Annotated in this window: 12 protein-coding genes; 8 read left to right on the plus strand and 4 right to left on the minus strand. The window is 67.4% G+C overall.

Going from position 1 to position 10,899, the window contains the following annotated elements; translation table 11 throughout:
- Nucleotides 1-91 precede the first annotated feature (91 nt).
- On the minus strand, nt 92-748 hold the full coding sequence (locus WAW17_RS07665; protein WP_422332403.1) for a helix-turn-helix transcriptional regulator: 657 nt from the start codon (nt 746-748) through the stop codon (nt 92-94).
- Nucleotides 749-971: 223 nt separating this feature from the next.
- Between WAW17_RS07665 and mptB the strand changes: the two genes are divergently transcribed.
- The 5 genes from mptB (at nt 972) to WAW17_RS07690 (ending at nt 7,075) form a co-directional block, all read left to right on the plus strand.
- Nucleotides 972-2,756: a polyprenol phosphomannose-dependent alpha 1,6 mannosyltransferase MptB gene (gene mptB, locus WAW17_RS07670; protein ID WP_422332388.1), complete on the plus strand. Its 1,785-nt coding sequence runs from the start codon at nt 972-974 to the stop codon at nt 2,754-2,756.
- A 6-nt stretch (nt 2,757-2,762) separates the two neighbouring features.
- Nucleotides 2,763-3,707 carry an ABC transporter ATP-binding protein gene (locus WAW17_RS07675; protein ID WP_422332389.1) on the plus strand — a complete coding sequence of 315 codons (945 nt, stop codon included), beginning with the start codon at nt 2,763-2,765 and terminating at the stop codon, nt 3,705-3,707.
- On the plus strand, nt 3,704-4,504 hold the full coding sequence (locus WAW17_RS07680) for an ABC transporter permease (RefSeq protein ID WP_422332390.1): 801 nt from the start codon (nt 3,704-3,706) through the stop codon (nt 4,502-4,504). Before WAW17_RS07675 ends, WAW17_RS07680 begins: the two co-directional genes overlap by 4 nt.
- Before the next feature lie 68 nt (nt 4,505-4,572).
- Nucleotides 4,573-6,054, plus strand: coding sequence for a hypothetical protein (locus WAW17_RS07685; RefSeq protein WP_422332391.1), 1,482 nt, complete (start codon nt 4,573-4,575; stop codon nt 6,052-6,054).
- Nucleotides 6,055-6,112: 58 nt separating this feature from the next.
- A complete protein-coding gene (locus WAW17_RS07690; protein ID WP_422332392.1) occupies nt 6,113-7,075 on the plus strand; it encodes a COX15/CtaA family protein in 963 nt (320 codons plus the stop codon).
- Here WAW17_RS07690 and WAW17_RS07695 read toward each other — a convergent pair.
- Nucleotides 7,072-7,428: a hypothetical protein gene (locus WAW17_RS07695; protein WP_422332393.1), complete on the minus strand. Its 357-nt coding sequence runs from the start codon at nt 7,426-7,428 to the stop codon at nt 7,072-7,074. The two genes, WAW17_RS07690 and WAW17_RS07695, sit on opposite strands and share 4 nt — an antisense overlap.
- 80 nt (nt 7,429-7,508) lie before the next feature.
- On the opposite strand from WAW17_RS07695, the gene WAW17_RS07700 reads away from it, so the two are divergent.
- Nucleotides 7,509-8,474, plus strand: coding sequence for a quinone oxidoreductase family protein (locus WAW17_RS07700; RefSeq protein ID WP_422332394.1), 966 nt, complete (start codon nt 7,509-7,511; stop codon nt 8,472-8,474).
- 352 nt (nt 8,475-8,826) lie between these two features.
- On the opposite strand, the gene WAW17_RS07705 is transcribed toward WAW17_RS07700, so the two are convergent.
- Nucleotides 8,827-9,096, minus strand: coding sequence for a hypothetical protein (locus WAW17_RS07705; protein ID WP_422332395.1), 270 nt, complete (start codon nt 9,094-9,096; stop codon nt 8,827-8,829).
- A 530-nt stretch (nt 9,097-9,626) separates the two neighbouring features.
- Nucleotides 9,627-9,821 (minus strand): hypothetical protein, encoded by a 195-nt coding sequence (locus tag WAW17_RS07710; protein WP_422332396.1) that lies wholly within the window; start codon nt 9,819-9,821, stop codon nt 9,627-9,629.
- A gap of 408 nt (nt 9,822-10,229) precedes the next feature.
- Here WAW17_RS07710 and WAW17_RS07715 point away from each other — a divergent pair, with 408 nt between their 5' ends.
- Both WAW17_RS07715 and WAW17_RS07720 read left to right on the plus strand, forming a co-directional pair.
- Nucleotides 10,230-10,685, plus strand: a complete 456-nt coding sequence (locus WAW17_RS07715) for an FAS1-like dehydratase domain-containing protein (protein WP_422332397.1) — start codon at nt 10,230-10,232, stop codon at nt 10,683-10,685.
- Nucleotides 10,682-10,899 (plus strand): MaoC/PaaZ C-terminal domain-containing protein (locus WAW17_RS07720; protein ID WP_422332398.1); only part of this gene is annotated, 218 nt, incomplete at its 3' end. The genes WAW17_RS07715 and WAW17_RS07720, both read left to right, overlap by 4 nt.

Raw genomic sequence — 10,899 nt, forward strand, 5'->3', positions numbered from 1 at the left:
TGGCCGGCGAGGGCTGGTCGCCGGGAATCGATCGTTATAGGTGTCAAGCGTTGGTGGGAGTAAATCGTTATAGGGGTCACAGTGGAGCGTGTTATTTCGGGACCGAGGGCGGCACGAGCGGGACGTGGGTGGTACAGGCGCAATCACCGTTCGCGATGGTGGCGAGACGCTGAACGTGGGTACCGAGCAGCTCGGTGAACGCTTCCTGTTCCGCGTCGCAGAGTTCCGGGAACTCCTCGGCGACGTGCGAGACCGGGCAGTGATGCTGGCAGATCTGCACGCCGTTGCCGACCTGCCGTGTGGATGCCGCGAAGCCCGCAGAGGTGAAGGCGTCGGCGATGGACTCCGCAGTGGATTCGAGATCCTCTGCGCTCTGATCAGCGGCGGGCGCGACGTTGCCGAGGATCGTCTGGACCCGGCGGCGCGCAAATGCGGAGATTGCCGCATCTCCGCCGATCTCACGCAACTGGCGCATCGCCGCGCCGGCCAGGTCGTCGTATGCATGGCCGAGCCTGCCGCGACCCTTCGCCGTGATCTGGAAGTACTTGGCCGGCCGTCCGCGTCCCCGATGCCGGACCGCGACCGAAGACGCCTCGCGGGCCTCTCCCGATTCGAGCAACGCGTCGAGATGCCGGCGGACTCCTGCAGCGCTCAATCCGAGCCTGGTGCCGATTTCGGAGGCGCTGATGGGCCCCTCCTCGAGGAGGAGCTTGATGACGGCGGCCCGGGTATGCCCCTCCTGACCCACGGTCACGGCGGATGCTCCCACGGCAGATGCAGCCACGGAAGGCGCGTGAGCTGCGCTTTCCGTGCGGGCACCTGGGGTCACATCCGTTTTCACAACACCAGTGTGACGGAATTCCGATCGCAGGTCTACTAAGGGCGCCCTTCTTTCGCTGTGACCGTCGCCCGACCCGGAACGGGAACGCGGGCTGACCGGGACGTCTTCCGCACACCGCTACGCTGCGTTTGTGCCGCAGACCCCCGAGAGCCCGGAGCCGACCCCCGAGGAGTCGACGTTCACGGCCCGCACCGCTCTTCGACACCCCGCCGAACTCGCCCGACGCGCGCTGGGCATCGACGGACGGTCACCACACCCCTCGGTGTCGGAGGCTCTGCACGACGAGGAACCCGAAGCCGCCGGTCTGAACGCCGCAGAGACCGCGGAGTTGCGTGGCATCCGACGGTTCGGCGCCACGGGCGCGGTCCTGATGGCCCTCGGCGCCCTCGGTGCCGGCGCCCAACCCGTGCTGCAGAACCCGGTCCAGGGTCTGCGCATCATCGGTCTTCCCGCCCGAATACCCAGCGTCGCGTTGACCCTGACCATGACCGGAACGGTCATGGTCGTGCTCGCCTGGTTGCTGCTGGGACGGTTCGCCGTCGGAGGCCTGCAGTCGGGACCGGTCCGGCGCCTCAGCCGCTCCCAGCTCGATCGAACCCTGCTGTTGTGGATACTTCCGCTGTCCGTCGCTCCCCCCATGTTCAGCAAGGACGTGTACTCCTATCTGGCACAGAGCGAGATCGCCTCACGCGGTCTCGATCCGTACGCCATCGGACCGGCCGGTGCCCTCGGTGTCGATCATGTCCTGACCCGCACCGTGCCCACCATCTGGCGGGACACACCGGCACCGTACGGCCCACTGTTCCTCTGGATGGGCCGCGGAATCAGCTGGCTGACCGGGGAGAACATCGTTGCCGGCATCTTCCTGCACCGACTGCTCGCGCTCGCCGGCGTCGCCATGATCGTGTGGGCACTGCCCCGTCTCGCGCGTCGTTGCGGTGTGGCCGAGGTGAGCGCACTGTGGCTCGGGGCCGCGAATCCGCTGCTTCTGTTCCACCTGGTGGCAGGCATCCACAACGAGGCACTCATGCTCGGCCTGATGCTGGCCGGGATGGAACTGGCCCTGCGCGCGATCGAACGGGACGGGCCTATCCGGGGACAATCGCTGCTACTTCTGTTGTCGGGTTCGGCGCTGATCACGCTGTCGTCGACCATCAAGATCCCGTCGCTCCTCGCGTTGGGCTTCGTCGGTATGGCACTCGCGCGGCGTTGGGGTGCCGGCGCCCGGGCAGTCGTCTCGGCCGCCGCACTGCTCCTGGGCGTCGCCGTGGTGGTCACTCTCGTCATCAGCGTGTCCAGCGGCCTCGGCATCGGCTGGGTGCACACCCTCGGCACCGCAAACGCCGTCCGCAGCTGGATGTCCATTCCCACCCTGCTGGGTCTCGGCACCGGCCTCGCCGGGGTTCTCCTCGGTCTCGGCGACCACACGACCGCCGTGTTGAGTCTGACGCGGCCGATCGCCTCGGTCGTCGCGGCGTTCATCACCCTCCGGATGCTCGTCGCCGTTCTGATCGGCCGGATTCACGCGGTGGGCGCACTCGGGGTGTCGCTCGGGGCGGTGGTACTGCTCTTCCCCGTCGTCCAGCCCTGGTATCTCCTCTGGGCGGTTCTGCCGCTCGCCGCGTGGGCGACCGCGCCCGCGTTCCGAGTTCCCGCCATCGCCTTCTCCTCGATCGTCAGCGTCATCCTGATGCCGAACGGCGGTGAATACCAGCCGTTCGTCATCGTCCAGGCCGCGATCGCCACCATTTTCACCGCCGGGACGATGATCGTGCTGACCCGCAATCGGCTGCCGTGGCGCGTCGACACCCGCTCCGCCGACGCGACACAGGCCCCGCAGGCCACACGGCCTCACGACCCCGAAGCCCAAACGCGGGGCACCGGGCAGGTCGCACCGATCCAACGCTTACGCTGATTCTCCGTGACCTCGCGAACGCCCGGATCGGCGCCACCTGCAGTACGCCTCGACGGTGTAGTCAAGATGTACGACGGCGTGCGGGCGGTCGACGGCCTCGATCTCGTCGTCGAGCAGGCTCAGGTCGTCGCGTTGCTCGGTCCGAACGGCGCCGGCAAAACCACCACCGTCGAGATGTGTGAAGGGTTCATCGAACCGGACAGCGGCAGCGTCCGCGTGCTCGGACTCGACCCGATCACCGACGCTGACGCGGTTCGAGCACGGATCGGTGTGATGCTGCAGGGCGGCGGCGCGTACCCCGGCTCGCGGGCAGAAGAAATGCTCGAGTTGGTCGCGGCGTACTCCGCCGATCCCCTCGACCCGGACTGGCTGCTGCACAGCCTCGGGCTCGAGGAATCACGCCGCACCCCGTACCGCCGGCTCTCGGGCGGTCAGCAGCAGCGGCTGTCACTGGCATGCGCGCTCGTGGGCCGGCCGGAGCTCGTCTTCCTCGACGAACCGACCGCCGGACTCGATGCCCAGGCCCGCCTGATGGTCTGGGAGCTGATCGACGCCCTCCGCCGGGACGGGGTCAGCGTCCTGCTCACCACCCACCTCATGAACGAGGCGGAGGAACTCGCCGATCAGCTCGTCATCATCGACCACGGCTCCGTGGTCGCGTCCGGCACACCGGCAGAGGTGACGAGTCGTGGGGCCGAGGGGCAGCTCCGGCTCATCGCGCCCGCCGGCCTCGACACCGCCCCACTCGCGCGAGCCCTGCCGGACGGATTCCGGGTAGCGGAGTCCGCACCCGGCGCCTATCTCGTGGAAGGGCCGATCGACCCGACGGTCGTCGCGGCGGTCACCTCGTGGTGCGCCGACCTGGGTGCGCTGATCAGTGACCTCCGAGTCGACCAGCGCAGCCTCGAGGACGTGTTCCTCGAACTCACCGGCCGCGAGATGAGGGGATGACGATGGGTGCGAGTGACCGTCTCACCGACAACCGGTTCGCTCCGGGTACGTTCACACCGGATCCACGGCCCAGCAGCGCGCGCGTGATGTTGCGCGCACAGACCGCGATGGAACTGAAGCTGCTCCTGCGCAACGGCGAACAGCTGCTGCTCACAATGTTCATCCCCATCACCCTGCTGATCGGTCTGTGCCTGCTCCCGATCGGCGACTTCGGCACCTCCCGGGTCGACAAGGTCGTGCCCGCGGTGATGATGGTCGCGATCATGTCCACCGCATTCACCGGTCAGGCGATCGCAGTGGGATTCGACCGACGGTACGGCGCACTCAAACGGCTCGGCGCGACCCCGCTGCCGACGTGGGGAATTGTCGCCGGCAAGAGCGCCGCGGTTGTCATCGTCGTGGTGTTCCAGGCGGTACTGCTCGGCGCGATCGGATTGGCGCTGGGATGGCGCCCCAACCTTTCCGGGATAGCTCTCGGCGCTGTCGTCATCGCGCTGGGAACCGCGACGTTCGCGGCCATGGGACTGTTGCTGGGCGGGACACTCCGCGCCGAGATCGTGCTCGCCCTCGCCAACATTCTCTGGTTCGTGATGGTAGGTGTCGGAAGTGTCGTGTTCGTGACCGGCGACCTGCCCTGGCTTCTTCATACCGGCGCCCGGCTGATCCCGTCCGGCGCCCTGGCACATGGTCTCGACGCCGCGCTGCGAGGTTCGGTGGACTCGTTCAGCATCGTCGTCCTTGTGGTGTGGGCTTCCGTCACCGGAACCGTGGCGGCCCGGACTTTCCGGTTCACGTGATCGGGCTACCCGGAGTAACGCGCGCACGATCCTGCGCGATCGTTGTGGTCGCACTCACGGTGCTTGTCGTGTGTGCGGGATTCCGGGCCGGGGCGGTTCCACACTGGGGGCCGACCGCACCCACCAATCCTTTTCTGGGGCCGGCCGGAACGGCGACGATGCACGGGGACGCCGGATCCACCGACGTGACGCCGCTCGCCGGGCCCGCGACGGGCCCCCACACGCTGTCCGCTTATCCGCTCGTGTCGGCCTGTCCCACGCTTCTGCAGGGCTCCGACCGTCTCGTCGTCGCTCTGTGCACGTCGGTCGCCGGTCAGGTACCGACCGTCCACCTGATCGACCCCGCCGCTCCGGCTGCGCCGTTCGGCCACTCACTCGCCCGGTTCGAGCTCACGAAGGGCAGCCTTCTGGGCGGCGTGTACGCCTACCTCGACAACCTGAACCGGCTCGTGGTGGTAGACGGCGATCGCACTCTGCTCCGCATCGCACACTCGCGCGACGTGGCCGGAGTGTGGGGGTTCACCGTCGACTCGAGCGTGGGTCTGGGCAACGCCCTACCCCCGGATGACAACGTGACGGGCCTGATCCCCGATTGGAACGGCAACGTGTGGTTCGCCACCGGCCGTGGGGTGGTCGGAGCCGTGGATCCTGCGGGTGTTGCCCGCACTCTGTCTCTCCCGCCGGGCGAAGAGGTGCACAACAGCATCTCCTCCTCCCCCGCCGGAACGGCGGTGGCCACGACACACGCCCTGTACGAGTTGTCGTTGCGGGACGGCGCGATCCGAATCGACTGGCGACGCGAGTACGACCGGGGGCCGGCCCGTAAGCCGGGCCAGCTGAGCCGGGGCACCGGGTCCACGCCCACGTACTTCGGTCCCTCGACGGGCAGCGATTTCGTCGCGATCGTCGACAACGCCGACCCTCAGCCGAATCTGCGCGTGTTCGACTCGGCCTCCGGCGACGACGTCTGCACGATTCCGGTGCTGGGTAGTCCGAGCGGCAGCGAAAATTCGCCTGCCCCGAGCGGCAGCGAAAATTCGCCGACGCCGAGCGGCAGCGAGAATTCGCCGACGCCGAGCGGCAGCGAGAATTCGCCTGCCCCGAGCGGCAGCGAGAATTCGCCGATAGGCATTGGTAATTCGGTGTATGTGGCGGGCACGTACGGGTATCCGTACCCGGCCGTGGCGGAGGGTGCCGGACCCGCCGTGCCCGCAACCGACGGGTTCAGCGGCGGCATGACGCGCGTGGACATCGACCCGGTCGGGTGTCATGAGGTGTGGAGCAACGATGTCCGCAGTGCTGCGGTCCCGCACCTCTCCAGTGGTGACGGACGGTTGTACACGGTGATCCGGCACGGCCTTGCCGACACGACTCCGGTGGACGGCTTCTCGTTCGCGGTGATCGATCCTGCGGATGGAGAGGTCGAACTGAGCTCTCCGCTGCCGGGCACCGCCGTGAACGACCCGCTCCAGATGTCCGGTCTGATCACGGACACCGGCGACTACTGGCAGGGAACGGTGACGGGCATCCTCCGTGTGCGGACGCAGTAGCTCTACATAGGCGGGGTCAACGACAGTGTGTAGTTGACCGCCCTCTACCATCGATCTCGTGCTGTATCGCGGGTTCCTGAGCTTGGTCGACCGTCTTCCCCTCCCGTCGCTGACCGTGCAGCGTGTCATCGCCTTCGCGGTGATCCTCACGCAGGGCGGCATCGCAGTGACCGGTGCCGTCGTACGAGTGACCGCTTCGGGCCTGGGGTGCCCCACCTGGCCGCAGTGCTTCCCGGGAAGTTTCGTGCCGGTCGGGCACGGTGAGGTTGCGGTGATCCACCAGGCCGTCGAATTCGGCAACCGGTTGCTGACCTTCGTCGTGGTCGTGACCGCCGCCCTCGTCGTCCTGGCGGTCACCCGGGCGCGGCGCCGGAAAGAAGTACTGGTCTACGCCTGGCTGATGCCGCTGGGCACCGTCCTGCAGGCCGTCATCGGCGGCGTGACCGTTCTGACGGGACTGTTGTGGTGGACCGTCGCAGTGCACCTGGTCGCCTCGATGGCGATGGTGTGGCTCGCGACCGTGATGTACGCGAAGATCTGCGAACCCGACGACGCCGAGGCGATCGCGGTGGTGCCCGCTCCCCTGCGCCGGCTCACAGCTCTCTCGGGTGTGGCGCTGGCCGGCGTGCTGGTCGCCGGAACGCTGGTAACCGGCGCCGGACCGCACGCGGGAGACAAGAACCTCGACCGCGTCGTTCCGCGACTCGAGGTCGAGATCGTCACACTCGTGCACCTGCACGCGCAGCTTCTGGTCGCGTACCTCGCACTCTTGGTGGGCCTCGTGTTCGGCCTCTACGCGGTGGGCGCCGCCCGCGCGGTGAAGGCCCGGGTGCAGGTGCTGATCGGACTCGTGGTGGCGCAATCGCTCATCGGGATCGTCCAGTATTTCACCGACGTTCCGGCCGTTCTCGTGGCGTTCCACGTCGCCGGTGCCGGTCTTTGTACCGCAGCCACGGCCGCGGTGTGGGCTGCGGAACGCACTCGTGAGCACGTTCCGCAGCCCGATCCGGCGCGGGTCTAGCGCTCGTTCCGGGCCTTCGGGAATCGCGTCTGTCGCGCGACCCAGCCGGCCATTTTCTGGAAATGGCCCTTCCGGGGCGTCACGATGCTGGTGAGCGATCGATCCCAGTCTGCGGCGGTGACGTCGTCGAGCGAGGCGACCACGGCGTTCGCGGTGGCCACATCCTCGACCACCTGGTCACCGAGGATGCCGTCGGCGCCGACCAGAGTGATACGGACTCCGGCGAGACCGATCGGCTGGATGACGGCGCTGGCCGAACCACCGTGCTCCGTCACGAACTTCCGGATCGCGTCGACCGTGTGGGACGGAAGGGAGGCGGTGGGCGCCTCGTCGGCGTGGGTGTCGGTACTCATTCCCCGACAATACTGGGCGGTAGCGGCACCGGGTCCGCCAGGCTCCGAACTCCATCCGTCCGCCGTGTAGAACTGAATCCATGCGCGCGATACAGGTTTCCCGTCTCGGCGGTCCCGATGTCCTGGAGCTCGCCGAAGTTCCCGAACCCATCCTCGGACCGAACGATCTGCTCGTCCGCACCGAGGCGATCGGCATCAACTTCATCGACACCTATTTCCGCACCGGCCTGTACTCGGTCCCGCTGCCCTACATCCCCGGCGGCGAGGCATCCGGGATCGTCGAGGCGGTGGGCGCCGACGTAGTCGATATCGCGCCCGGAGACCGGGTGGCCTGGTGTTCCGCTCCCGGAAGTTACGCCGAGAAGGTGGCCGTACCCTCGAGCGTCGCGGTGGCGGTTCCCGAGGGCGTTCCCGCCCCGCAGGCGGCGTCGGCAATGCTGCAGGGAATGACCGCCCACTATCTGGCGTACTCGACATATCCCATCCAGGCCGGCGACACCGTCCTGGTGCATGCCGGCGCCGGTGGTGTGGGACTGCTGCTCACCCAATTGGCCACCCTGCTGGGCGCCAGGGTGATCACCACTGTGTCGTCCGACGCGAAGGAAGAGCTCTCCCGCGGAGCAGGAGCGCAGGAAGTGCTCCGCTACGACGACGACATCGCGGCGCGGGTGAGGGAGCTGACCGATGGGGAGGGTGTGGCCGCCGCCTACGACGGTGTGGGTGCGGCGACGTTCGAGTCGAGTCTGGCTTCGGTGCGCATCCGGGGCACACTGGCGCTGTTCGGTGCAGCCAGCGGGCCCGTGCCGCCCTTCGATCCTCAGCGGCTCAATCCGGCGGGGTCACTGTTCCTGACCCGGCCGACTCTCGCCCACCACGTCCGCACTCGTGAGGAGCTCACCTGGCGGGCGGCAAACATCTTCGCTGCAGTGGCGGACGGCTCGCTGACAGTGCGCGTCGGCACGGAGTATCCCCTCCGACAGGCGGCACAGGCACACCGCGATCTCGAGGGCCGCGCCACCACGGGGTCGATAGTGCTGTTGCCCTGATCCGGACCTGAACCCGGCGGAATCATGAACTTCGAACGACGACCGCGCAAGGTCCCGAAACAGCCGCCAGCGCCAAAGACCAGAAGTCCGGCATCTGTTGAGGTCTCAGTGTCGGCAGAGCAGTTTCTGGCAAGTAGCGCAATGACTTCCGTGAAACGTTCGTCCCGTCCGACGCGATGCCGGTGATCGACTCACCCTCTGGTGAGGAGATGACCGGCGAAAGGACCGTAGTGGAACTCTGGCCCCACACCTGCGGTGCTCAGCTCGATGTCCCCACGGCCCGATGCCCGCAAGGCCATGGCCGGCCACCGCGAAGGCCATACCTGCGGGCGGTCATTGGAGCCTCCGGCAGTCAGAGCCGGAAGATGCGCGCACGCATCCCCCACCCGGCGCTGGACCAGTAGGGGCCGAAGCAAGCCACCGTGCCCGACTGTCCGACAGGCAGGTCTTTGCGCGTTGTGAACTGGCCCAGAATCGGCGGATTGGCGGTGAAGTCGTATCCGACGCAGTCGATCTCGAGTCGGTAGCTGCCCGCATCACCTTGGCAGGTCCCGTTGTAGGCCCATGGGCCGTTCATCGATCCTGAGCAGCCGGGCTCGGCGGCGGCTGTTCCGGTGGCCATCCCCGTGAGGGCGACTGCCACAGCAGGAGCTACCAGGCACATCGCTATTGCTCGAGCCGACGTTCGCATACTGAGCTCCGATTGTTGTTTGTGGTTGATTACCCGGTATCGAAGTTGTGTCGCAACACGTTACAGAGTTGGGGCTGTGGCAGCGAGGAGGGCGCGTATGAATCGCGCACGAAACTGAGGGTTCCCCCGCATTGTTGGAGGGCCGATTACCGGGTTCCAGCTGGAACGCGGTGATGGTAGCCGGCTTCGAACTCATCCGGTGATCGACAGCCCCGCAGCTCTCGACGCGGTACCGCTGAATTTGAGCGTTCTCGAGCGCACCCTGGGCGCGGCGGGCGAAGCGTTCCAGGAAACGCTCGTCTACCGGAAAGTGTCTCGCACGGCACAAACGCCGCCCGGGCGCGGGCCGGGTCGCCCGGGGTTTACGAGCATGGAGACGAGAACCAGGTCGTAGGCGGTTTCGCCCAGGTCGGCGGTTGTTAAGAGGGCGTCCTCGCGCATCAGCTCGGCTTGCCGTAGACCTACCTGAAGCTCCGCTTGATCGGCGCGCCACCACTCAGCTGCGGCATCGCGCCAATGCACCGTCCCAACAGTGTCTTCGACCGCCGGTGGTAGTCGACGCTGATCCGGCTGCCGTCGCCGTGCGGCTCGACACGGAACTCGAACGTGCAGCCCGCCTCGAAGATCTTCCCGTCAAGCGCGGTGCCCTCCGTCACGTCGGCGGGTTCTGTCCCCCAGCTCGCTCATGCAATTGGTAGAGGCGCGCCGTGAGGGCCGGCCACACCTCCGGCCGGCGGTCGGAGAAGTCGACCATCGCGCCGATCACCTTCACAGGCGCGGCGGGCACCGAAGGGTGGCCGAGAAGCGCTGGCATCCCCGATGATCGGACGCCGGCGGTGTGACGATCTTGGGCCGAGACCGGTGCGTTCCGAGGAAATGCCACGAAGCCGAGACAGACTGCGGTGACATCGCCATGAGACAAGGCGAAGCGCCCCACCTGACGGCGCTACGATGCGCCATCGGATTTGAGTATCTACAGGAGCATCCTCTTGGGGGCCACCGCCGGTGGTCAGACCGCCGGGTAGGCGGATCACCAACTGGACGGCGCGGATAGGGTGGCCGGCGTGTCTCTACTGAATCCAGAGCTTCCCGGCCGAGTCTTCACGGCCGGAGAGCCGTACCACGTCGGCCGCGAAAAGGTCCGCGAGTTCGCCCGTGCCGTATCGGCCACGAGCCCGATTCATCACGACCCCGTCGCCGCGCGGGATGCCGGCCACGCCGACGTCGTCGCTCCCCCAACCTTCACCACCGTGGTCCAGGGCGGTGCGGTGCACCACCTTGTCACCGATCCTGATACCGGACTCGACCGCACCCGGCACGTCGCGGTCCACACGACCGAAAAGCTCGACTTCACCCGGCACATCGTCGCCGGAGACGAGCTCACCACCACACTGACCGTCACCGCAGTCACCGAACGCGGCGACGCAGCAATCATGAACACCACCAGCGAGATCCGAGACCACGACGGCCACCACGTCGTCACCATCACCTCGTCGCTGATGATCGGAGCACCCCAATGACCCAGGAACCGGCGCTCGCCAAAGGCGACGTTCTCGCCGAGAACACGCACGTCATCACCCGCGAGAGCCTCGTCCGCTACGCCGGAGCCGCCGGCGACTTCAACGCCATCCACTACAGCGACAAAGCTGCCGAAGACGCCGGGCTGCCCGGTGTACTCGCGCACGGAATGCTCACCGGCGCTCTCGCGCTTCAGACCGTGATCGACTGGCTCGG

Origin of the sequence: Rhodococcus sp. (in: high G+C Gram-positive bacteria) (genome assembly GCF_049286785.1) — a bacterium.
Taxonomy (GTDB): domain Bacteria; phylum Actinomycetota; class Actinomycetes; order Mycobacteriales; family Mycobacteriaceae; genus Rhodococcus_F.

Bases quoted from the DNA above. Each gene is read 5' to 3' on its own strand.
- WAW17_RS07705 (WP_422332395.1), bottom strand. From the start codon at position 9,096: ATGGCCACCGGAACAGCCGCCGCCGAGCCCGGCTGCTCAGGATCGATG.
- WAW17_RS07700 (WP_422332394.1), top strand. From the start codon at position 7,509: ATGCGCGCGATACAGGTTTCCCGTCTCGGCGGTCCCGATGTCCTGGAG.
- WAW17_RS07680 (WP_422332390.1), top strand. From the start codon at position 3,704: ATGACGATGGGTGCGAGTGACCGTCTCACCGACAACCGGTTCGCTCCG.
- WAW17_RS07695 (WP_422332393.1), bottom strand. From the start codon at position 7,428: ATGAGTACCGACACCCACGCCGACGAGGCGCCCACCGCCTCCCTTCCG.